General features: G+C 65.1%; 20 protein-coding genes. 8 read left to right on the top strand and 12 right to left on the bottom strand.

Going from position 1 to position 22,816, the window contains the following annotated elements; all coding sequences use genetic code 11:
- Positions 1–61 precede the first annotated feature (61 nt).
- The 3 genes from AC5RTB_RS05470 (at position 62) to AC5RTB_RS05460 (ending at position 3,111) form a co-directional block, all read left to right on the top strand.
- Positions 62–847, top strand: coding sequence for an amino acid ABC transporter permease (locus tag AC5RTB_RS05470; RefSeq protein ID WP_494060067.1), 786 nt, complete (start codon positions 62–64; stop codon positions 845–847).
- A 3-nt stretch (positions 848–850) separates the two neighbouring features.
- The gene (locus AC5RTB_RS05465) at positions 851–1,606 is read left to right on the top strand and encodes an amino acid ABC transporter ATP-binding protein (RefSeq protein WP_494060066.1); all 756 of its coding nucleotides are present in this window, start codon (positions 851–853) and stop codon (positions 1,604–1,606) included.
- 89 nt (positions 1,607–1,695) lie between these two features.
- Positions 1,696–3,111 (top strand): D-alanyl-D-alanine carboxypeptidase family protein, encoded by a 1,416-nt coding sequence (locus AC5RTB_RS05460; protein ID WP_494060065.1) that lies wholly within the window; start codon positions 1,696–1,698, stop codon positions 3,109–3,111.
- Here AC5RTB_RS05460 and menD read toward each other — a convergent pair whose 3' ends face one another.
- The gene (gene menD / locus AC5RTB_RS05455) at positions 3,112–4,770 is read right to left on the bottom strand and encodes a 2-succinyl-5-enolpyruvyl-6-hydroxy-3-cyclohexene-1-carboxylic-acid synthase (RefSeq protein ID WP_494060064.1); all 1,659 of its coding nucleotides are present in this window, start codon (positions 4,768–4,770) and stop codon (positions 3,112–3,114) included. It lies immediately after the preceding gene.
- A 138-nt stretch (positions 4,771–4,908) separates the two neighbouring features.
- Here menD and AC5RTB_RS05450 point away from each other — a divergent pair, with 138 nt between their 5' ends.
- Positions 4,909–6,951: a PhoX family protein gene (locus tag AC5RTB_RS05450; protein WP_494060063.1), complete on the top strand. Its 2,043-nt coding sequence runs from the start codon at positions 4,909–4,911 to the stop codon at positions 6,949–6,951.
- A gap of 53 nt (positions 6,952–7,004) precedes the next feature.
- Here the strand turns inward: AC5RTB_RS05450 and AC5RTB_RS05445 are convergent, their stop codons facing one another.
- Complete coding sequence (locus AC5RTB_RS05445; protein ID WP_494060062.1) at positions 7,005–7,997, bottom strand: o-succinylbenzoate synthase; 993 nt, start codon at positions 7,995–7,997, stop codon at positions 7,005–7,007.
- A 129-nt stretch (positions 7,998–8,126) separates the two neighbouring features.
- Here AC5RTB_RS05445 and AC5RTB_RS05440 point away from each other — a divergent pair, with 129 nt between their 5' ends.
- Entirely contained in the window at positions 8,127–10,115 is a 1,989-nt protein-coding gene (locus AC5RTB_RS05440) for a fibronectin type III domain-containing protein (RefSeq protein WP_494060061.1), read from the top strand.
- A gap of 126 nt (positions 10,116–10,241) precedes the next feature.
- A complete protein-coding gene (locus tag AC5RTB_RS05435) occupies positions 10,242–11,150 on the top strand; it encodes a phosphatase PAP2 family protein (RefSeq protein ID WP_494060060.1) in 909 nt (302 codons plus the stop codon).
- Here AC5RTB_RS05435 and AC5RTB_RS05430 read toward each other — a convergent pair.
- Genes AC5RTB_RS05430 through AC5RTB_RS05420 form a run of 3 tightly spaced genes read right to left on the bottom strand, consistent with a single transcriptional unit; the run spans position 11,147 to position 13,250 of the window.
- Positions 11,147–12,355, bottom strand: coding sequence for an MFS transporter (locus AC5RTB_RS05430; protein WP_494060059.1), 1,209 nt, complete (start codon positions 12,353–12,355; stop codon positions 11,147–11,149). The two genes, AC5RTB_RS05435 and AC5RTB_RS05430, sit on opposite strands and share 4 nt — an antisense overlap.
- 9 nt (positions 12,356–12,364) lie before the next feature.
- Positions 12,365–12,820, bottom strand: a complete 456-nt coding sequence (locus AC5RTB_RS05425; RefSeq protein WP_494060058.1) for a hypothetical protein — start codon at positions 12,818–12,820, stop codon at positions 12,365–12,367.
- Entirely contained in the window at positions 12,813–13,250 is a 438-nt protein-coding gene (locus tag AC5RTB_RS05420; protein ID WP_494060057.1) for a cupredoxin domain-containing protein, read from the bottom strand. The genes AC5RTB_RS05425 and AC5RTB_RS05420 overlap by 8 nt, the downstream gene beginning before the upstream one ends.
- Before the next feature lie 88 nt (positions 13,251–13,338).
- On the opposite strand from AC5RTB_RS05420, the gene AC5RTB_RS05415 reads away from it, so the two are divergent.
- A complete protein-coding gene (locus tag AC5RTB_RS05415; RefSeq protein WP_494060056.1) occupies positions 13,339–14,034 on the top strand; it encodes a dTMP kinase in 696 nt (231 codons plus the stop codon).
- Here the strand turns inward: AC5RTB_RS05415 and AC5RTB_RS05410 are convergent.
- The 4 genes from AC5RTB_RS05410 to pdhA form a co-directional block, all read right to left on the bottom strand.
- Entirely contained in the window at positions 13,969–14,835 is an 867-nt protein-coding gene (locus AC5RTB_RS05410) for an MBL fold metallo-hydrolase (protein ID WP_494060055.1), read from the bottom strand. The genes AC5RTB_RS05415 and AC5RTB_RS05410 overlap by 66 nt on opposite strands.
- Positions 14,836–15,000: 165 nt before the next feature.
- Positions 15,001–16,464, bottom strand: coding sequence for a dihydrolipoamide acetyltransferase family protein (locus AC5RTB_RS05405; protein WP_494060054.1), 1,464 nt, complete (start codon positions 16,462–16,464; stop codon positions 15,001–15,003).
- Positions 16,461–17,534: an alpha-ketoacid dehydrogenase subunit beta gene (locus AC5RTB_RS05400; protein ID WP_494060053.1), complete on the bottom strand. Its 1,074-nt coding sequence runs from the start codon at positions 17,532–17,534 to the stop codon at positions 16,461–16,463. The genes AC5RTB_RS05405 and AC5RTB_RS05400 overlap by 4 nt, the downstream gene beginning before the upstream one ends.
- 2 nt (positions 17,535–17,536) lie before the next feature.
- Positions 17,537–18,703: a pyruvate dehydrogenase (acetyl-transferring) E1 component subunit alpha gene (gene pdhA, locus AC5RTB_RS05395; protein ID WP_494060052.1), complete on the bottom strand. Its 1,167-nt coding sequence runs from the start codon at positions 18,701–18,703 to the stop codon at positions 17,537–17,539.
- 210 nt (positions 18,704–18,913) lie between these two features.
- Between pdhA and AC5RTB_RS05390 the strand changes: the two genes are divergently transcribed.
- Complete coding sequence (locus tag AC5RTB_RS05390; protein WP_494060051.1) at positions 18,914–19,357, top strand: Lrp/AsnC family transcriptional regulator; 444 nt, start codon at positions 18,914–18,916, stop codon at positions 19,355–19,357.
- Positions 19,358–19,435: 78 nt separating this feature from the next.
- Here the strand turns inward: AC5RTB_RS05390 and AC5RTB_RS05385 are convergent, their stop codons facing one another.
- The 3 genes from AC5RTB_RS05385 to AC5RTB_RS05375 all read right to left on the bottom strand — a co-directional run bounded on the left by AC5RTB_RS05385 (position 19,436) and on the right by AC5RTB_RS05375 (position 22,793).
- The gene (locus tag AC5RTB_RS05385) at positions 19,436–20,395 is read right to left on the bottom strand and encodes a 2-hydroxyacid dehydrogenase (RefSeq protein ID WP_494060050.1); all 960 of its coding nucleotides are present in this window, start codon (positions 20,393–20,395) and stop codon (positions 19,436–19,438) included.
- On the bottom strand, positions 20,392–21,591 hold the full coding sequence (locus tag AC5RTB_RS05380; protein ID WP_494060049.1) for a pyridoxal phosphate-dependent aminotransferase: 1,200 nt from the start codon (positions 21,589–21,591) through the stop codon (positions 20,392–20,394). The genes AC5RTB_RS05385 and AC5RTB_RS05380 overlap by 4 nt, the downstream gene beginning before the upstream one ends.
- A gap of 422 nt (positions 21,592–22,013) precedes the next feature.
- Entirely contained in the window at positions 22,014–22,793 is a 780-nt protein-coding gene (locus AC5RTB_RS05375; RefSeq protein WP_494060048.1) for an enoyl-CoA hydratase/isomerase family protein, read from the bottom strand.
- Positions 22,794–22,816: the final 23 nt, after the last annotated feature.

Genomic DNA, 22,816 nt, shown 5'->3' with positions numbered 1-22,816 from the left:
AGTTCCAGGTTCTGGAACTGCCGCAGCTGTGTTCACCTCCCGAAAGATAGGTAATAAACACGTGAAACCCACCACCCGTAAGCGGCTCTTCCGGGGTGTCCTCTATGCCATCTTCATCATCGCCCTCGCCGTGGTTGTGTTCCTGGCGGACTGGGAAGCGATCCGCTCAAACTTCTTCGATCTTGACGTCGCCGCGCAGGCCTTCCCGGGGGTCATCACCACCGCTGCGAAAAATACGGTCGTCTATACGGCAATCGCCTTCGTCGGAGGCATGATCGGCGGGCTCATCCTCGCCCTGATGAAGCTTTCGCCAGTCGGCCCGTACCGCTGGCTGGCGACCGCCTACATTGAACTGTTCCGCGGCCTCCCCGCCCTGCTGGTGATCTTCGGATTCGCCTTCGCGGTTCCGATCGCCTTCCAGTGGCGTCCTCCGGGCGGCAGTGCCGGAGCCGGCCTGATCGCGCTCATCGTGGTTGCCGCCGCCTACATCGCCGAAACGATCCGCGCCGGCATCGAAGCCGTACCCAAGGGCCAGGTCGAAGCAGCCCGTTCACTGGGCATGCGCCCGTCCTGGACCCTGGTGTCAGTGGTTCTACCGCAGGCCTTCCGGATCATCACGCCTCCCCTGACCAATGAGCTGGTCATCCTGATCAAGGACACCTCGCTGCTGTTCATCGCCGGTATGGCCCTCAGCGACCGTGAACTCACCACTTTCGCCCGTGACTCCGTGTCATCACAGGCCAACGCCACACCCCTGGTGCTCGCCGCACTCATGTATCTGGTCATCACCCTCCCCCTGACCCAGCTGGTTGCCAAGCTGGAACGCCACAACAAGAGAGGCCGATAAGCCATGGCCGAACCGCACCGCAGAACTGATGTGCCCGCCATCGAGGTACGCGATCTGCATAAGTCCTTCGGGGACAACGAAGTGCTCAAGGGCATTGATTTCCATGTGGACCAGGGTGAGGTGGTCTGCGTCATCGGCCCTTCGGGCTCGGGCAAGTCCACGCTGCTGCGCTGCGTCAACAGGCTTGAGGAGCCGACCTCGGGCACCATCATGGTCGAGGGCGTTGACATCACCGACGAGGACACCGACCTGGACAAGGTCCGCACCCGCATCGGAATGGTTTTCCAGCAGTTCAACCTGTTCCCGCACCTGAACGTGCTGCGCAACCTAACGCTTGCCCAGATCCGTGCTAAGAAGCGCGGGAGGGTAGAAGCTGAGGAAGTCGCGCGGCGGAACCTCGCCAAGGTTGGCCTCGCCGAGAAGGCAGGCGCCTTTCCCTCGCAGCTTTCCGGCGGCCAGCAGCAGCGTGTGGCGATTGCCCGCGCGCTGTCCATGGACCCGGACATGATGCTGTTCGACGAGCCCACCAGCGCGCTCGACCCTGAGCTCGTCGGGGACGTGCTGGACGTGATGAAGCAGCTCGCCCGCGACGGCATGACCATGATGGTGGTAACCCACGAGATGGGCTTCGCCCGCGAAGTCGGCGACCGGGTGGTCTTCATGGACGGCGGAGTGGTGGTGGAGCAGGGCAGGCCGGAGGATGTCCTCGGCAATCCGCAGCACGAGCGCACGCAGGGCTTCCTGTCAAAGGTTCTCTAACTGTGATTTAAGGGGCCGTTCCTAAACGGGTTGGTGCGTGCGAAGATAAACGCACCAACCCGCCTGGTCTCCCCTACCCCAGGAAATCCATGTCCGAGTTATCCCCCGCCGGACGTCCGCGCCTGAGGGCGCGGTTCGCCGCCGTCGTCGTTGTTTGTCTCACTCTGCTGACCGGCTTGCTCACCGCACCGCCGGCCACTGCCGCCCTCCCGGTCAACGATCCCAATAACGTCCAGGTGCTGGTGACCAAGTCCCGGCCCCTGAATCCACTCAGATACGTTCCCCCGGACCTCGTGTACTACCCGGGCACCAGCTATCTGGTGCGCCGCGAGGTGTCGTCCAACCTCCAGAACCTGTTCTCCGCCGCCCGCGGTGCGGGCGCCCCGCTTTCCTTGATAAGTGCCTACCGCTCGTATGACGAGCAGGCCGCGCTCTACAACTACTACGTCGGCCTCTACGGTCAAGCGGTTGCCGACACCATCTCCGCGCGCCCCGGCCACAGCGAACACCAGACCGGCCTGGCAGTCGACGTCGGTAACCAGGACGGATCCTGCGGGCTCGGCGCCTGCTTCGCGAACACCCCCGGCGGCCGCTGGGTTGCAGCGAACGCGCACCGGTACGGGTTCATCGTGCGGTATCCGGACGGGTACCAGCCCACCACCGGCTACACCTTTGAGCCGTGGCACCTGCGCTATGTCGGCCGGTCAGTCGCCACCGAAATGAAAACCCGTGGCATTCCGACCATGGAGCACTACTACAACGGCTCCAATCCATCGGTGAAGCATTCCTCTGATCTTGTGGCAGCCGATGCCACCGGCACCCTGTGGACCTATCCATCGAACTACCTCAACGGATTCCGTCCAAGGGCCCGTCTTGGCGCCGGTTGGTCCTCGCTCAAGGCAGGCTTCAATACGGACTGGAATGCCGACGGGATCCAGGACATCCTCGCCCAGTGGAACGACGGCCGGCTGACCGTGTACCGCGGCTTGTTCGGTGGAGGATTCCAGGCACCGATCAGCATTGGCCAGGGCTGGGGCTCCCACGAGGTCACGGTAGGCCGCTGGCTCCGGGGCAGCCGTTTCCCATCCGTGGTGGCCAAGGACAGCGCAGGCGGACTCTGGCACTACGCGAACACTTCAGGCGGTGCACTCTCGCGCGGAGTTCGGCTCGGACACGGCTGGCAGGGCCTGCGGATTGCCCAGGCCGATTGGGACCGGGACGGGAATCAGGACATCCTGGGCACGCGGTCCAACGGCCAGCTCGCGCTGTACCGCTCCAACGGGGCGGGCGGTTTCGTGAACGAGACCCGGCGTGTGATCGGCCAGGGCTGGCAGTCCATGGACAGCGTCACCGCCATCTCCGGATTCCAGGGCCCGGGTTCATACGGTTTGAGGGCACGCTCAACAGCAACCGGACAGCTGAAGTACTACCCGATGCCGGGCAACAGGTGGGGAACCGCCGCCACCATCGGGCAGGGCTGGCAGAGCTACCGGCTGTTCCGGTAACTAGCGCTCGACGGCGTCCCGCACGGCGGTTTTCACCCGTGCGTGGAAACCACGAAGGCCGGCGCGGTCGGTCCTTACCTCAAGGACCGACCGCCCGCTGATCGGTTGCTCCAGAGCGGCGTCCAGCTCGTCCGGGGTGCTGATGAGCCGGTGCTGAACGCCGTAGCCTGCCGCCAGGGCTGCGAGATCCGCAGCGTGCGGCGTGCCGAACAGGCGTTCGACAGCGGGCCCGTAGCGTTCCACCGTTGCGGGATCCCCGTGCTCCAGCAGGCCGAAAATGCCGCCGCCCGAGTCGTTGAGCACAACAACCTGCAGGTCCGGTTCCTCCTCGCCGGTGCCGAGAAGGAGGCCGCCGGCGTCATGCAGGAAGGTCAGGTCTCCGACCAGCAGCCGGGTGGGAATACCTGCGGCGAGCGCAATGCCGGTCGCTGTGGAGATGGTGCCGTCGATTCCGGCCAGCCCGCGGTTGGCATACACCTCAAGGGGGTGCCAGTCGCCGGAGGCCATCAGGTCGATGTCACGGATGGGGTTCGATGAGCCGAGCACCAGGTTGTCCGTCGTGTTCTCCCATACAGCATCCGCGACGTGCAGCCCAGTCAGGGCGGGCTCGTTGGCGAGGTGCAACTGAAGGGCGGCCTCGGCGCGGGCACCTGCATCCCGCCATTCCCCGAGCCATTCGTCAGCGCCGCGCCCGGCGAAGTCCAGCAGCCCGTCGAGCTTGCTGATCAGCCGCTCAGGGCGCCTGCCCTCCTCGAACCACGCCTGCGGTTCCGGTGCATACAGTGCCCGTTCCACGTCCGTCCTGGCCAGCAGCGCCGCCACCGGCCGGGAGAGCGTCGGCCGTCCGAAGACAACGACCCGCTCTATCCGCGGGCCGAACTGCTCGAGCAGCAGCCGGTATGCGCCGATGGCGGACGAGCCGAACCGTGCGTTCGAGGACGGCTCCGCCAGCAGCGGGAGGCTCAGATGCTGCGCGAACACCGCTGCCAACTCACCTGCTCCGTGCCCGGCGAGCACAACAGTGCGGGCGGCGTCGTTCGGAGCAGACGCAGCGGTCCCCGCTGGTTCTGCTGCCTGGGCCATCGGCACCGCGTCAGGGAGCGGCGTCTCAGCCGGCCCGCGGACCTCGTCCTGGTCCGGTACGAGCGGATCCCGGAACGCGAGGTTGACCTGCACAGGGCCCGCGGGGCCGTTGGCTCCGCGCGCCTCAGCGAGCGCCCGCGCCAAATAGGGCGAAGGATCAGTGCCTGCCGGAACATCCAGCGCGGCACGGGTGTGGATGCCGAACAGGCCTGCCTGGCGTGTGGTCTGGTTGGCACCGGTTCCGCGCAGCTCGTCGGGCCGGTCTGCGGTGAGGACCACGAGGGGCACAGCGGCATGGTTGGCCTCCATCACCGCCGGGAGCAATTCCCCCACCGCGGTACCGGAGGTGGTGACGACGGCGGCCGGACGCTGGGACCCCAGTGCCAGTCCCAGCGCGGTAAATCCACCCACCCGTTCATCGATGCGAACGTGAAGTCGGAGTCCGCCGTGTTCAGCCGCCTCTGCGAGGGCATAGGCAAGGGGCGCGCTGCGTGATCCCGGGGCCAGAACGACGTCGGTGATTCCGGAGGTGCGCAGCGCCCGAACGACGGCGCGGGCTGATTCGATCGAGTTCACCGCTCCATCCTTTCACTGATGACCTGCCTTCCCCTGGCGCCCAACTATTTACCCCGGGTTCACCTGATAGTCCTCACCGGGACAGGTGGCACTGACAGCCTCAGATTCGACCGTTCACCTTCGGAAGGCAACACTCCCATGACTATCGAATCCCGTCGCCGCTTCCTGCCCATGCTGGACCATGTGAAGGGCAAGCGAAGCGCGGTTACCTGCGCGCTGAAGTGTGACAACGCGTGCGCCAAAGACGTCTGCAACACGTCGAACAACAGCTACATGCGCGACATCATCTCCGCCGAATATTCACGCCGCAACGTACTCGGTGTGGGCGCTGTCGGGGCGCTGACCCTGCTGCTCGGCGCGAACGCCGTCAACCAGGCACCGGGCGCCTCCGGCCTTTCCCCCGCGGCAAAGGCCGGAGGTCGCCTGCCGTTCTCGGCCATCGCCCCCGTGCCCGCGTCCGTCGATGAGTTCACCGTCCCGAAAACGTACTCATGGGAGCCGATCATCCGCTGGGGCGACCCGATTCTGCCGGGAGCGCCAGAGTTCGACATCAACAACCAGACCCCGGAGTCCCAGGCCGGCCAGTTCGGCTACAACAACGACTACCTGGACATCCTGCCGCTGGACAGGAAGAACACCCGTGCCGTTCTCGTGGCCAACCACGAATACACCAACGAGAACATCATGTTCCCTCCCGGCACCGATGCCGCCACCATCCGGGCGATCGCGAAGAACGCCCACGGCATGGCCGTCGTGGAACTGGAACGCAAGGGCGAGGGCTTCCCCTGGAAGTACACCCGCACCGGCAAGCTGAATCGTCGGATCACCATGTCGACGCCGTTCACGCTCACCGGCCCTGTGGCTGGCTCCGACCTTGTCAAGACCGTTGCGGATCCCGAGGGACGCACCGTGCTCGGCACCCTGAACAACTGCGCCGGCGGCACCACCCCCTGGGGCACCATCCTCTCCGGCGAGGAGAACTTCCAGGGCTACTTCAAGGTGGGAACTCCCACCGCTGCGCAACGCCGCTACGGGATCACCAGCACCAACCCCGGCCGCGGCTGGCATCTGGATGAAGAGCGCTTCGACGCCTCCACCGATGCCTACAAGAACGAGCCGAACCGCTTCGGCTACATCGTCGAGGTCGACCCCATGGATACCAACTCGACCCCGGTCAAGCACACTGCCTTGGGCCGTTTCAAGCACGAAGGCGCCAACGTCCGGCTCAATGCCGACGGACACGTTGTGGCCTACATGGGCGACGACGAGCGATTCGACTACCTGTACAAGTTCGTTTCACGCGACAAGCACATCGAAGGCAACCGCGAGCACAACAAGATGCTCCTCGCCAACGGTGACCTGTTCGTGGCACGGTTTCGCGGCAACTCTGAAACCGAAATCGACGGTTCGGGCACAGTGCCTTCCGACGGTTCCTTTGACGGCACCGGCGAGTGGATTCCGCTCACCCGCGGCGGACGGAGCGCCGTTCCGGGCATGAGCATTGAGGAGGTGTTGGTCCACACCCGCCTGGCTGCGGACAAGGTCGGCCCCACGAAGATGGACCGTCCGGAAGACGTTGAGCCCAACCCGGTTACCGGTCGGATCTACGTGGCGTGCACCAACAACTCAAACCGCGGTGTCGGTTCCAACCCTGCCGCCGATGAAGCCAACCCCCGCACGCAGAACCGCGACGGCCACATCGTCGAGATCACCGAAACCAATAACGATGCCACGGCTTCGACCTTCAACTGGAACCTGCTGATGGTCTGCGGTGACCCTGCGCAGGGTGACGTGACCTACTTCAGCGGCTACCCGGTGGACCAGGTCTCCCCCATCTCCTGCCCGGACAACGTGGCCTTCGACTCAGCGGGCAACCTCTGGATCTCCACCGACGGCGCGCCGTCCGGTATCGGCTACAACGACGGCCTGTTCAAGGTCACCCTTGAGGGCGCCGACCGCGGCAAGGTCGAGCAGTTCCTCTCCGTGCCGAGGGACGGAGAGACCTGCGGACCGGTCATCCACGACCAGGAAGGCATGGTCTTCGTCGCCGTGCAGCACCCGGGCGAGGACGGCTCGTGGGGCAACCACACTTCGCTGTTCCCGTATGACGGAACCCCTGCACCCCGCCCGTCAGTGGTCCAGGTCTTCCGCGGCAAGAACGGCAAGGGCCTGCGGAAGTAACCTCCGCGGATGCGGCCGGGGTGTGCATGAACCGCACACCCCGGCCTTTGCCGTTATGCCCCGGCCCCAAGGGTTGCGCGCACCCGCCGAAGCCGTTCCAGCCACCAGGCAGTACGGTCGGTCGGTGCCGCGAAGCGCTCAAGGAGTTCTTCGGTAACAGGTACCGGGCGCACCGGCAGCCAGCCGCCGTCAGGCAACATGGGCTCGGGCGATACGTCACCGTCCATCAGCGACAGTGTGGCCAGTCCGCAGGCGTAGGGCAGGTCCGGCAGAGAGGCGGCGAGCGCCACGCCGGCTCGAATACCCACCGAAGTGTCCAGAGCGGAACTTACGACGGCGGGAAGGCCCGCCTGCGCCACGATGTCCAGCGCCAGCCGGACGCCGCCCAGCGGTGCAACCTTCACGACAATCAGATCGGCCGCGTCCTCCCGGGCGACGCGGAGCGGATCCTCCGCTTTGCGGACACTCTCATCCGCCGCGATCAGAACCGGGATGCCGCGTCGTCGTACTTCCAGCCGCACGGCCCGCAGATCAGCCGTATCCATGACTGGTTGCTCGGCGTATTCAAGCTCGAACGGAGCGAGCGCCTCAAGCGCTGCCAAGGCATCGGCACTATTCCAGCCGCCGTTGGCATCGATGCGCAGCTTCGCCTCCGGAAGGAGGCGGCGCACCTCGGCGACGCGGGCGACGTCGTCGTCAATGGTTTGCCCGCGCTCCGCCACCTTGATCTTGACCGCGCTCACGCCGCCGAACCGCGCCAGCACGGGTTCGACGCCGGCCGCCGCCACAGCGGGGACGGTGGCGTTCACGGGTACGCGGCTGCGCACCGGCGCAGGGAAGCCCTCCCATGCGGCTTCGACCGCAGCGCGTAGCCAGGAAGCCGACTCGGCGTCGTCGTACTCGGGAAAAGGCGAGAACTCGCCCCAGCCCGCCGGTCCGCGCAGAATCAGCGCCTCCCGATGGGTGACTCCGCGGAAGCGGACACGCATCGGGAGTGAGACTACGCGTGCGGAATCCAGCAGCTCATCCGAGGTGGGTTGATCCATTGGATCAGCGTAGTCATAACGATCAATTAAGAAATTCCCAAGATGTCGGGGTGATCCTTGCCGGAGCAGGCGTCCGTCCTGCGGCGAACTAGTTCGGGGCCTGCGAGCTCCGTTAGGAAAGGATTCGTGATGAAGTCAGACAATCACGTTTCTCCCGGTGCTACAGGTACCCCGTCTTCCCGGAGACGCGTTACCGGACTGCTCGCGGGAACCACCGCACTGGTGCTGGTTGCAGGGGGTGCGTCAGTTGTCATGGCGGCGAACCCTCCTATTGGACCAGGCAATGTAGAAATCTTCACCAAACGCGACATGGTCGCCATCGAGGGTTACACCGCCCAGGCTGGCCAGGATGTCATCATCAAGGTCACCCGCGGCGGGAACCTCATCGGCATTTCGCACGGGGTGGTCGGCGATGATGGCTTCTTCGAAGTCAACCACCCCGGTGGATCCTGCTGGGACGTGGTCACCCCCAACATCACCGGCCTCGACGTCGTCACGGCGGAATTCGAGGATGGCAGCAGCGACGGGGCGGTCGCAGGAACAGCGGTGATCACTTCCGTCGAATCGGTTGACGGCACAGTAACCCCGGATGTCGCTGGAGACGTCGAAGGCACAGTTGTTGTCAAGGGAACCTATGGCCCCGACGTCGACCTCGCCCGCATGGGAGTTGAAATCGTCAACCCCGACATGAGGGACATGGGAATCGGCGAGCGTGCGATCGGTTGGCCGGATGACGAAACGCCGGCCGGGTACCGGGTCAATGGCAACGCGGCGAACGGAGAGTTCACCGTCACGTACGGCTTCTTCTCCAAGGCCGAGCAGGATGCCGCGTTCGCCGGCGACCCTTCAGTAGCCAGCTGGCAGGCTGAGCCGGCGAATGTTGAAGCGCAGTTGGGACTGACCATTTCTGAATTCAAGGAGATCGACGGCCCTGGCTTCGGCGGTTGCCCCGCCGGTCCAGCGGGACAGGCTCCCGACGCTCCGACCGAAGCGTTCGCCAGCGCAGCCGGCCAGAACGGCATCAAGGTCACTTGGAAACCCGCAACTGTTCCTGCTGACGCCCCCGCCATCACCGGGTACGAAGTAGTTGCGGTGGACACGGTCCTCGGGCAGGAAGTGAGCGTGAAGGTCGGGGCGGAAGCGACCAGCGCCACCATCCGTGGACTGGTCAACGCCCAGGCGTACCCGGTGCAGGTGTTTGCCCTCAACGGGCAGGCGAGCACCGCCGCAGAGGCCGGTACCGTCATGGTCACCTCCGCCGCCACGCCTCCGGCGGCGACTGCACCGTCGGCTCCGGGCGACGTAGCGGTCAAGGATGGTTCGCTGCTTGGCTCAGCCGAGATCTCCTGGACCGCCGCGGCTGCGAACGGCTCTGCCGTGACCGGCTACACAGTCACGGCGATGTCCGGGGCCGCGGAAGCTGCAACCACCACGGTCGGAAGCGGGGCCACGTCGGCAACGCTTGAGGGCCTTACCCCGGAAACTGAATACAGCTTCACTGTGACGGCGAACAGCGCCGCGGGCAACACCGCAGCTGCACCGGTTCTCTTCACCCCGAAGGCCGGAGACCTGACGGCACCGTCCGCTCCCAACGTCGTTCGCGTGACGGCCGGGAACGGCAGCGCGACCGTCGAATGGCAGCCCGCAACCGCAGGCAATACGCCGATCACGGGCTACCGCCTCACGGCCACTCCGCCGACGGGTGAACCGGTGATCGCGACACCGGATGCTGCGGCCCGGAGCGCGGTGCTCAATGGGCTCACGAACAACATCACCTACACGTTGGAGCTCGTTGCCACCAGCGCAGCAGGTGACAGTGCGCCCGCAACCTTCGGCAGCGGTGCATCGTCCACGGTAACCCCGGCGGACCAGCTCACCGCGACCGCTGAGTTCCGCGCCGACAAGAGGGAGTGGCGGATCGGTGGCAGCGCAAGCATCACCGCGAACAACACCATCACCGCGGTGAACGCGAACGGTGTGCTGATCGGGAGGGCAACCGTGCTGGCTGACGGCAGTTGGACCATCCGCGTTCGCAACTCCAACGCCCCAGTGACGGACACCATCAAGGTCACGTCATCGGCCGGAGGGTCGACCACGGCGACGGTGAACAGACGCTAAGCGCTTCGTCAAGTTTGTCCAGACGGATCCGCCCGCACACCCCAGGGTGTGCGGGCGGACCCATGCGGCGCACAGTACGGGCGCGCTGTTCAGGAACCAACCCGGGATCGTGTAAGTGTTAATCAGGTGAGCACCAAGCACTCGACCAAGTCCCGCCGCTTCTCCACTGCCGCACGGCACCCCGTGCTGTTTGTCCTCGGCGCGTTCGGCTGCTTTGTTGCCCTGGGGTGGACCTACTGGGCGTTTGTGCGCACCACGACGGGGCAGTTTGCGGATGAATCAGCCTGGGCGGAGGCAGGGATCGCCGCACCGGACAGTCAGGGACCATTCCTTCGACTGCTCGACAGCCTGCCCATGATCTCAGTGTTCATCGCGGCGGTGGTGATCCTGTTCGTCACACTGGCACGACGGCGGTGGGCCGCGGCCGGTATAGCCCTCGGCACGATCATCGGCGCGAATCTCACTACGCAGATCCTGAAGAACCTCCTTTTCGACCGCCCGGACCGGGGCGTGCCCACGCTCGACTTCAACTCGCTTCCCTCCGGGCACACAACCCTGGCCGCGTCCGCCGCTGCGGCCATATTCCTCGTCGTCTCGCCCCGCTGGCGCCCCTTCGCGGCCGCCGCCGGTGGCACCTATTCCGTCCTGGCGGGAGCCGCAACCTTCATCAATTTGTGGCACCGGCCCGCTGATGTCGTGGCCGCGTATCTGGTGGTCGCCGCGTGGACGCTCATCGGCGGTCTTCTCATCATGCGTACCGGCAACCCCTGGAACGTCTGGGACGGCTTCGGTGAATCGTGGGCTGCGTCCCGGGCGTGGCTGGCGTTGTGTTGGATCCCCGGCCTGCTTTCCTTGGTGCTGTCGCTCGGCTTGTACGTGTATGTACAGGCAATCGGTCCCGCTCCCGTGCCGGGCACCGCCCGGGTTCCGCTGTTTTTCTGGTCCGGGCTGTCGCTCATTGTCGGCGTGGGTTACACGTTGAGCGGCACGGCGTGCTGGTTGTTCGGCTCGCAGGCGCGGCTCCGCAAGTCCTAACCCACCAGCTTCCGGTTCTGTGACGGCGGCACCCACCGCCACAGAACGAGCGCCCCCAACAGACCCAGCGCACCGGTGGCCCAGATTCCGCCCGCGAGTGTTGCCGCAGCTGTCACCAGGGACACGGTTCCCGGGCCCGCCATGGTCCCGGTGTCAGATAGCAGGCGCCAAATGCCAAGGAACTGCGGCCGACCCGGCGACGGCGAGAAATCGGCCCCCAGCGTCATGACGATGCCTGAGCCGATACCGTTGCCGAATCCGATGAGCAGCGCCACGGCCAGCAGGCCAAAAGCATCCCGTGTCAGCGGGAGCAGGAGCAGCGCCGTACCCATGATCAGCATGCAGGGAACTGCAACCCAGCGCCTGCCGTAGACGTCCATCACCTTGCCTGCGGGATAGAAAATGAGCATGTCGATCCCGCCGGACACACCGTAGATAAGCGCCGTCGTCGTCGGGTCCAGACCGATTTCCTGGGCCCAGAGCGGAAGGACGGCCTGCCTTGTGGCACGGACCGCGGCTATCAGCAGCACTCCGACGCCGACGGTTCCGAAGATTCGCGCATGGCTCCGGAGAGTCGCCCGGAGGGTCGGCACGGCTATGGCGATGTCCGAGGTACCGCGTTTTCGGGACGCCCGCGTTCCGCCCAGTTCAGGGACCTGGAAGCTCAGCACAGCGGCAACAAGGGTGGTGACAGCACCAACCCAGTAAGCGCCGTCGAGCCCGAGGAAACTCATCGCGAGAGCACCGGCAAACGGACCGAGGAAGACGCCGATCCGGGTCACCCCGCCGAGTGTGGAGAGGGCACGGGCACGGAAGTGAACGGGTACAGCCTCGGTGAGGTAGCTCTGACGGGCGAGCCCGAAGACGGCTCCGGCCATTCCGATCATGAAGATGGCGGTGGCGAATACCGCGAGGTTCGTCGCGACGAGCGCAAGGATCATTGCGGCAGAGCACCAGAGCGACGCCGCCACGAGCGACCAGCGCTCACCGAAACGGGAGGTGATCAGGGTGGCCGGAACGTTGGTGACCAGCGATCCGATGCCGGTGAGCGTGAGGACCAGTGCCGCCGTCGCGACGTCGGCGCCCAACTCCGTGGCCGAGAGCACGATGACCGGCATGATCGACCCGGTTGCGGCACCGTACAGGAGTGAGGGACCGTAGGCGCCAACGGCTATTTTTCGAAGGTTGAACGGTTCCTGGCGCACCGTTCAACGCTAGCGCAGTGCGGCATCCTTCCGCGGCGCCAGGAAGAATCCGATGACGGCGAGCACTCCTGCAATTCCTTCGGCGACTGCACTCAGGGTTTTTTCGAAGAACCAGACCGGCTCATACATCGCTGGTATGGGCCCTATCTGCGGCAGCTGGATGTAGGCGGACAGTACGACGGCGGCAAACGCCGAGAGCGCAACAAGAGCCGCGATGGCGTAGGACAGGCGGCTTCCGCGGATCAGTACGTAGAGCCCGGCGATGATGGCCGCCACGGCCTGGATGCGGAAGAGAGTTCCTCCGCCCATCCCGTCCGGGTAGGCCATCTGGTAGTTGGGCGCGAGGATGAAGTGCACGTACGCGTCGATTGCCAGGCCCAGCGCGATGAGGACGCGGAGACCCATGAGCAGCGGAGCAGATCGTCCGCGGCTGACACGCCGCCCGTGCGTCGCCGCACTAGCCATCGCTGCTCACCACGAGCGTTCCCGTCATATTGGGGTGGTACGTACAGACGAAGGGATACTCTCCGGCCTCTGACGGCGCGGTGAAGGTGACGGTCTCCCCGCCCTGGGCGACGGCGTCGAAGTCTTCGGTCTCGGTGGAGGTCACGGTATGCGGGGCCGTGTCCTCGTTGACCACGGTGATCTCGGCACCGGCGGGCACTGTTTCGGGCATTTCGTACTCGAAGTTGCGGATGGTGATGACGACTTCCTCGGCCGGTGCCTCTTCAGTGGGTTCCTCACCTGCCGCCGTCTCATCCGGTGTGGCTTCTGCTGCGCTGGTGGTTTCAGCCGGCGGAGCTTCGCTGGCCGGTTGATCGCCTGCCCCGCATCCCGCGACTCCAACAAGCACAAGTGCAAGACTCAGGCCAAGCGCGCTGCGTCTGATATCCATAGCGGTCCCCTTCACTGCCGATTACCAGTCTTCATCCAGTCGCCCTCGCGATGATTGTTTCCGAAGAGTACACCCGCGAGAGGCGAAAATGACCGGTGTTCCAAGGAATCCGCATGGTCCCGGTGTGGTGCTGCTCGGAATAGACGGGGCGGGGAAAACAACGGCCGCGCGAGCAGTGGTCAGTCAGCTGCATGCGCGGGGCATCGAGGCCGAGCTGTTCCGCAATCCCGGTGGCCGGCGAACGCTCGACCGCTTCACCTCAAGGCATTCACCTACGGCTGAGGCGCTGCTGGGCGCGCGTCTTCTGGACACGATCGAAACATCGTTCCGCGTCCTCGCGGTACTGCGGTCAACCCTGCAGGCACGACGACGGCGGGGGGTTGTTCTCTTCGACCGTCACCTGCAGTGCCAGCTGGCCCTGCGGCAGGTGCGCGGTCTGCCGGCAGGCGTGCTGCTGCCGTGGCTGCTGCGCGTACTGCCGCAACCTGATCTGGTGGTCTACCTCCGCGTGGAACCGGACACGGCGCAGCAGCGCATCGCTTCCCGGAACACGGACATGGAAACCCGCGAGTTCCTCAGGGCGCTGGACGCCTCCTACCGGAGGCTCCCTGGATTCGGCGAGTACACGCTGGTGGACGCAAACGGAACTGAAGCGGAGACAGCCGCAGCCCTGCTGGAGCAGATCGACGCCAGGCTGAAGCCGCTCATCCCGCCGCCGTCAGCCCCTGTTGCTCTGGCGCTCCAGCCACTTCCAGTGGGCGAGGGTGCGAAGGCGGGTCAGTAGCGCCCGGGACTGTTCGGGGCCATACGGCAGGATGGGGATGGCCTTGGTCATATCCGTTGAGGCCTCGTCCATGGCGATCTTCGTGACCCGGACCGCGCTGCGCATCTTGTTCAGTTGAGTGAGCACAAACTCGACGTCGACCGGCGCACCATGACCGGGCACGAAAATGTCGTACAGGTCTTCGAGCGCTGCCATCTTGCCCAGCGTCCGGAGCCACTCCGCCGGATATGAGTCCTCGAACCCCGGGTCTGCGCCTTCCTCCACCAGGTCGCCGGTGAAGAGGACGTTCCCGGCTGCAACCAGGAGGTCGTTGTCGGTGTGGCCGAACCCGAGGTGAAACAGCGTGACCGAGATGCCTCCCAGGTCCAGGTCGACCGGCGACCCGGAAACATGCCTGTTGGCGGGATGGATAGCGGTGTGCTCGCCCTCGTTGGCAGCCATCGCCGGCTCGATCTGGGCAACTTCGGCCCGCTGTTCCTCGGCGCTTTCGCTGACGACGGCGGCGCACCGGTCGGTTGCCCAGAAATCCTCCACGCCGTGCGCAGCAAAATATGCGTTCCCGAAAACATGGTCGTAGTGGGAGTGCGTGTTCACAACAACGAGCGGCAGGTCGGTGAGCTGGCGAACAGCGTCCATGATCCGCGCAGCCTGCTCCGGTCCGGCTCCGGTGTCAACGACGAGCGCCCGTTCCGTTCCAACCACCAGTCCTGTGTTCAGGCCCAGCGGATCGGTCCGGAGCATCCATACCTCCTCCCCCAACTGCTTCCAGGGATGGGACTGTTCGATTTGCTGCTCGGACATAAGTTCCTCTCTGCTGGCGGCTGATCCTAAGCCTATCGGCAGGGACCCGGCGCGAGCGCAGCGAGCCCCGGGGGGCCGGTAGGCGCTATCGGCAGGGACCCGGCGCGAGCGCAGCGAGCCCCGGGGGGCCGGTAGGCGCTATCGGCCCCCCGGGTCAGGGAGGCGCTAGAGGTCGGCGAGGACTCCACCCGGGTTCTCGATTGCATCGGCAACGTAGCGCAGGAATCCTCCGGCCACGCCGCCGTCGCAGACGCGGTGGTCGAAGGTCAGCGTCAGCTCGGTCACCTTCCGCACAGCCAGCTCACCGTCCACAACCCACGGTCGGTCGATGATCCGACCCAAACCGAGGATCGCAGCTTCCGGGTGGTTGATGATCGCGGCGCTGCCGTCCACCCCGAACACGCCGTAGTTGTTCAGCGTGAACGTGCCGGATGTGAGCTCCGCCGGGGTGGCCTTGCCCTCGCGTGCGACGGCGGCCAGCCGCCGGATCTCAGCGTCCAGTTTCCGGGCGCTCATCCTGTCGGCCCGCTGAACGGCGGGGACCAGAAGTCCCCGGTCCGTCTGGGCAGCAATGCCGAGGTTGACTCCGTCGAACTTGAGGATAACCTGGCTCCCGTCAGCACGGTCGACGATGCGCGTGTTCAGTTCCGGGTACCGGGTCAGGCCGGCCAGCGCAAACCGCGCAACGAAGGCCAGCAGTCCGGGCGTGGCGTCCGGCTGGCGGCGCTTCAGGTCGGCGCGCAGCTCCACCAGGGCGGTTGCGTCGACATCCACCCACACGGTTGCCTCGGGGATCTCGCGGCGGCTGCGGGTCATGGCCTCGGCCACGGCCTTTCGTACTCCACGAACGGGGACCCGGCCGGTGACGCGCAGACCGGTCCGGCGATCCTGGTCTTCCACCTCCGGAGTGGCCTGTTCGCGCTGCGATGTCGGTGTGCCGGCCGCATCCTCAAGGGCGCGCTCGACGTCGCGGCGCAGGATCATGCCGTCGGCTCCGCTGCCCTCGATCGACCGAAGGTCCAGTCCCGCGTCCCGCGCCAGTTTGCGCACCAGCGGTGAGATACACAGCACCGCCCGCAAGGCGGCGTTAGGCTCCGGTACTTCCGGCACGGCAGTCAGAGCGGTCCCGCTCCTGCGGCGCCGGGTCCGGCCTCCCATTCCTGTCCCGGGGGTCCCGTAGCCGATCAGGACGTTGCCTGATCCTCCATCTGACTCCCCGGCGTTATCTGCCGTCTCCTCGTCCACAGCGGGCGCAGCAGCGACCTCCGCGTCCGTGGGTACGCTGACGCCGGCGCGTTCTTCTTCGCGGTAGGCCTCGGCCTCAGGATTGGGCGCCGACTCCGGTGAGGATGGTTCCGCTGCAGCACCGGCGGGCCGCACGGAAATCAGTGGGGCACCGACGTTGATGGTGCTTCCCGCCTCGCCGTGCAGTTGGGTCACGACGCCGGCGAAGGGAGAGGGAACCTCCACCATTGATTTCGCCGTCTCAACCTCGGCAACCGGCTGGTCGACGGTTACGGTGTCGCCCTCGGCCACGAGCCAGTTCACCAGTTCGGCCTCGGTCAGTCCCTCGCCGAGGTCCGGGAGCAGGAACACCTTGACGGATGGTGAGATGGTTTCCGCGCTCATGCGTCCTCCCACTGCAATTCATCCACGGTGTCGAGGATTCGGTCAACGCTGGGCAGGAAGTAGTGCTCCAGTTTCGGTGCTGGGTACGGGATATCGAACCCGGTTACGCGCCGCACCGGGGCGGCGAGCGAATGGAAGCAGCGCTCCTGGACACGGGCAACGATCTCCGATGCCACCGATGCGAACCCCGGCGCTTCGGCAATAACGACGGCCCGGCCTGTCTTCCGGACGCTGGCGGTAACGGTCTCGTCGTCGAACGGCACGATGGAGCGCACGTCGATCACTTCCAGGCTGCGTCCCTCGGCGGCAGCCGCTTCCGCTGCGGCGAGCGCGGTCGGTACGGAGGGGCCGTAGGCAATGAGGGTGGCGTCGGTTCCTGAACGGGCGACGACGGCGCGGCCTACGGTCACGCCGTTGGTTGCGGCGTCGTCGGCTTCTTTGCGCAGCTCATCCAGGTCGAGGGTCTCCTTGGACCAGTAGAGCTTCTTCGGCTCAAGGAAGACGACCGGATCCGGAAAACGAATGGCTTCACGCAGCATCAGGTAGGCGTCGCGTACCGTGGCGGGCGCAAGCACAGTGAGGCCAGGTGTGTGTGCGTAGTAGGACTCCGAGGAGTCGCAGTGGTGCTCCACTCCCCCAATGCCGCCGGCGTACGGGATGCGTATGACCAGCGGCAGTTTCACCTTGCCCTTGGTCCTGTTGGGAATCTTCGCCACATGGCTCACCACCTGCTCGAAGGCAGGGTAGGCGAAGGCATCAAACTGCATTTCGACGACGGGACGCATGCCGTTCATTGCCATGCCCACCGCCATGCCCATGATTCCCGACTCCGCGAGCGGCGTATCGAAGCATCGTTCCTCCCCGAAGCGGGCAGTCAGCCCGTCGGTGATCCGGAAGACGCCGCCGAGCGGGCCCACGTCCTCGCCGAACATCACGACAGAGGAATCGGCTTCCATGGCGTCGGCCAACGCCGTGTTCAGGGCCTTGGCAAAGGTGAGCGGCTGAGGCCCCGCCTGGGTGGTGCCGGCGGACTTCTCAGCCGGCCCGGGCCGGACTGCGGTCTCGGTCATTGCTACGCCCCTTCCCTTGAAAGCTCGTCGGCCAGGAGCGCCGCCTGTTCACGCAACTGGCTCGTCTTCTCGGTGTAGACGTACTCGAACAGATCGGCGGGGTTGATCTCCGGATCCGAGTTGAGGCCGTCACGGAGGATCGTTGCTGTGTGCTCGGCGGCCTCGGCGATGCGCTGCTCGCCATCCGATGTGAGCAGGTTGAGGTTGCCGAGGTACGTATGCATCCGGGTGATCGGGTCCCTCGGCACCCATCGGTCGACGTCGGACTGCGAGCGGTACCTCGATGGATCGTCCGCGTTGGTATGGGCCTGCATCCGGTAGGTGTGCGCCTCAACAAGAGCGGGGCCTCCGCCGTCGCGCGCACGGTCCACAGCCTTGCCGAGCACGGACAGCATGGCTGCGAGGTCATTGCCGTCCACGCGTTCACCGGGCATGCCGTAGCCGATCGCCTTGTGGGCAAGCGACGGGGCCACGGTCTGGTGCTTCAGCGGCACCGAGATGGCGTACTCGTTGTTCTGCACGAGGAAGACCACCGGAACGTGGAATACGGCAGCGAAGTTCAGGGCCTCGTGGAAGTCCCCCTCGCTGGTGGCACCGTCACCGCACAGGGCGAGCACCACCGTGTTCTCGCCGCGGAGCTTGGCTGCGTGTGCCACGCCGACGGCGTGCAGCAGCTGGGTGGCAAGCGGTGTGGTCTGCGTCGCGGTCTTGTGCTTGTACGGGTCATAGCCCGCATGCCAGTCGCCCCTCAGCAGTGTCAGCACTTCGAGGGGATCCACGCCGCGGGTGACCACCGCAACCGTGTCCCGGTAGGTCGGGAAGAGCCAGTCCTCCTTCTCAAGCACGACGGCGGCAGCCACCTGGCATGCCTCCTGTCCGTGCGATGAGGGGTAGACAGCCATCCGGCCCTGCCGGACCAGTGCATTGGCCTGGTCGTTGATGCGGCGGCCGACCACGAGCTTCTCATAGGCAGCGAGGAGCGCTCCGCCGTCGGGTAGGGGGTAGCGGTCATTGTGGACGTGCTCGCCCCGGGGATCTACGAGTTGGACCGGTTCGGGGGACGGAAGCATATATTCCTCCGCCGTGGGACCCATGTCGCTGGTGCGGTGCCCCGAGCGCTTCATGGATTCGCCGTACTGGTTGGCGGAGCTGCCGGTCGAAATGGTCATGCTGCCTCCTCAGCCGTCACGACGTGAGGACGGCTTCTCTGCCTGGCGTCCCCGACGACTGGTCGAGAACTATATCTGTTCCTCAATTATGCTTTTAGGACCGGTTTCGTATCCACAAGAACCCAATATCGTGGAAGAATGGTTTCGTAACGCGACTTCTCGCGGACATATTGGCATTGTGAGATGGATAACAAACAAGGGTGTAGACAGATGGCCGAGCAGTCCCTCGACGAGGTCGATCGGAAGATCCTCGCCGAACTCACCCGTGACGGCCGGCTCTCGGTAACTGCCGTTGCCGAGAACGTCCATATCTCGAGGGCCCACGCCTACTCGCGCATCTCCCGGCTGACTGAGACCGGGGTGCTGACCAAGTTCACGGCGCTGATCGATCCGATCAAGGCAGGTCTCAGGTCGTCGGCGTATGTAACCCTCAAGGTCCAGCAGCACTCCTGGCGGGAGCTGCGGGAGCAGTTGCGGGCCATCCCCGAGATCCACCACATTGCACTGGTTGGCGGGGATTTCGATGTCATCCTGCTGGTACGCGCTGAAGACAACGTGGATCTTCGACGCGTCATTTTCGATCAGCTGCAGTCCATGCCGGGTGTGCTGGATACACAGACTTTCCTCGTGTTCGAGGACATGGATACGCGCTAGGTGTGTCGGCAGACCATGAGCAGTGCATGAACGAGTACGAGCCCCGTCCTCCCGGACGGGGCTCGTACTCGTTATCTGCTAATTGATGGGTGCAGGCGGTCCCTCGCCGCTGAGCACGGCGAGGGCATTGTCGGCGGCAAGCATTGCCATCGCTGTGCGCGTCTCCACCGTGGCTGAGCCGAGGTGCGGCACAAGCACCACGTTCTCGAGCTCGAACAATTCGGGGTGCACGCTGGGTTCGTTCTCAAAAACGTCGAGCCCCGCGCCCGCGATTTGTCTCTCGCGAAGAGCGGACGCGAGCGCCGCTTCGTCGACGATTGGGCCTCGCGCAGTGTTGACGAGGTATGCCGAGCTCTTCATCGCCGTCAGTTGTTCGGCGCCGATCAGATGATGCGTGGCAGGCCCGTAGGGGCAATGCAGCGAAACAACATCGGAGACGTTCAGCAGCTCGTCGAGATCGACCCGTCGGGCACCCAGCTCGGCGGCGATCTCGGGATCGATCTCACTGCGCGACTGGTAGACGATCTCCATGCCGAAGGCCCTGGCCCGGCGCGCGGTCGCCTGGCCGATGCCGCCCATGCCGACGACGCCGAGGGTCTTGCCTTGCAGGCTGCTGCCGAGCAGGAAGAACATGCCCCACTTCCAGGCCTGGCCGGAGCGGATAAGCCGTTCCCCCTCGCCGAGACGGCGGGTCGCCATGAGGATCAGGCCGAAGGCGATGTCGGCTGTAGCGTCCGTGAGCACGCCCGGGGTGTTGGTGGCGACGATGCCCCGTTCGGTGCAGGCAGGCACGTCGATATTGTCATAGCCGACGGCGACGTTCGCGACCACTTTGAGCTGCGGACCGGCGGCGTCGAGCAGCTCGGCGTCGATGCGTTCGGTGAGCAGGCTCACGACAGCGTCGGCGCCGGCTACCCGGCGCAGGAGCTCCTCGCGGCCAATCGACTCCTGACCCTGCCAGGCGTCGACATCATGCTCGGCGCGAAGCTTTTCGATGGCGGCTTCGGGTATACGTCCCGTGACGACGACCCGGCTCATGCCGTCTCGATCCACTTGCGCAGGCGTCCGAGGCCGTCGCGGATATTGGCGACGTCAATGCCCGAGTAGGCGAGCCGGATGTACTGCCGCTCTTCGCCGGGCTGACGGCGCCCGAAGTGCTCTCGTGTGCAGAAGGAGACGCCAGTCTCGTACAGGGCTGCGGAGGCGAAATCACCGACTGCCGTGTAACCCATACGCTGCATGACGTCGGTGACGTCGGGGAAAAGGTAGAACGTCGACTTCGGAACGGCGACCTGCATACCGGAGATGTCGTTCACGAGTTCACACGCGGCATCCCGGCGCTCGCGCAGGATGTCGAGCATCTGCTGTACGGGTTCCTGGGTGCCACGGAGCGCTTCGATGCCGGCCCATTGCACGTAGTGAGTTGTACACGACTCATCGTTGGTGTTGAGCGTGCTGAGAATTTTGGCGATCTCGACCGGCGCTACGGCGCAGCCCAGACGGGATCCGGTCATGGCGAACTTCTTGCTGAACGTGTAGAGGATCACGGTGCGCTCCGCCATGCCGGGAAGCGAGGCGATGGAACTCGAGACACCCTCGTAGCGCGTCTCGAAGTACGCCTCATCGGAGAGCACCCAGAGGTCGTGCTCCTGCGCGAGCTGTGCAATAGCTTCCCGCTCGGCCGACGTCGACTCGGCAGAGATGGGGTTCTGCAGGTCGTTGTAGATGATTGCGACAGTATTCGGCGTAATCGATGCGCGCACCTGGTCGAGATCGATCGCGAAGCCCTGGCTCGTGGGCAGGTAGCGGTAAGGCACGGCCGTGCCACCGAGGTACTCGATCTGCGATTCGTAGATCGGGAAGCCTGGGTTGGGGTAGAGCACTTCCTGGCCGGGGTTCATGACCGCCTGCAGGAATTTCGTGATCACGGGCTTGCCGCCCGTCATCACGACGACGTTCTCGGGCGAGAACTCGATACCTCGGCGGGACCCAATATCGTCGGCGAGGGCCTCGCGCAACTGTGGGATGCCGGGGCCCGGGCAATATCCCGTATAGCCGTCGGCGATTGCCCGGTTCATCGCCTCGACGATATGCGGGGCCGTCGGGATGTTGATGTCGCCGAGATGGAAGGGGTACACAAGGTTCCCCTTTGCCTTCCAGGCGGCCGCGGCTTGGGCGACGCTGAAGGCGGTTTCGGTGCCCAGGCGTTCGAGCCGGTGCGCCAGTTGCTGCATGCTGTTCCACTCCTCATCGAGTTAGCGATCAATCCTCCGGGCGGATTCAATCTAGTATAGGACTCATATATCAGATCGCAAGTTAAAGATATACGCGAAGATCTCACAGGCGTTAGGGAAAGCTGGCTCTGGGAACAGCGGGAATGGTCATCGAGAGGTCCCGGGCATCAAGACAGGCCCGGTTTCCGGACGTCATTGGGGCTGAAGAAGAGGCGTGGCCGGGGTGTCCGCCGTACTGGAGGTGACATCCCGTTCTGAATGTCACCGTCCCCCATGAGGCCCCCCGACAGACTCCCCGGCCACAAGTCCTAGTAAATGCCACGAAATGACAAATTTGGCCAGTTCTGCGCAGATTACGCCGTATTGAGTTCAAACCGTTGCGTAAGTGGTTGCTTCGGTGTATCAAACACGGCGCCCTTGCATCAGCCCGTGAAAATCGGGGGGCGTTTCTCCTGGAAAGCCCGGAATCCCTCGGCGTAATCGGTGCTCCTGCACAGCTCGCCCTGGGCGGCGTTTTCGTCAGTCAATGATTCCCACAGGCCAAGCCTCCGGTCGCGAATCGACGCCACGAGGTTTTTCGACGCCAGGAAGGCTCCTGTGGCGCCTTCTGCGACATGCTCGACGGCAGACCGTGTGGACGGCAGTAGTTCACCGGCCGGGAAGACCCTGCTGAAGAGCCCACCTGCTACAGCTTCGGCGCCACTCATCAGGTCGGCGGTGTAAATGAGGTCGAGCGTGCGGTGCGCGCCCAATCGCTCGGTGAAGAGCCAGTGCCCGCCGGAATCCAGTGTTGCGCCGAGCTTCGCGAATGGAGAACCGATTTTGGCAGAGTCGGCGACGTAGACAACGTCCGTCGCGATGAGGAGACCAAGACCCACCCCGAGACAGGCACCCTGTGCGGCCGCGAAAGTGGGCGCAGGAAAGGCCGACATCTTCTTCAGCAGCGGCGCGACCAGACCGTCCAGGTAGGCGACGGCGTCGTCAGTTTCCGGCTCGACGCCGGCAATGTCCCGTCCGGCGCAGAACGCCCGGCCCTCTCCACGCAGCAGCAGGGCACGTACTCGGCCCTCCGCTGCAGCGGAGGCAGCGTCGTCGTACGCGTCAGAGAGTTCGGCGAGCGCCGCCTCGTTGAGGGAATTGAGCTTCTCCGGCGCGTTGAGGACAATCTCGGCGACGTTGCCGTCGATGGTCAGATCAATCAAGCGACCGCTCCTGTTCTGTAGGG

This window comes from Arthrobacter sp. M71 S08 (genome assembly GCF_059089725.1).
Note: the sequence above shows the minus strand (reverse complement) of the source record. Positions and strands in the feature narration are given on the sequence as shown.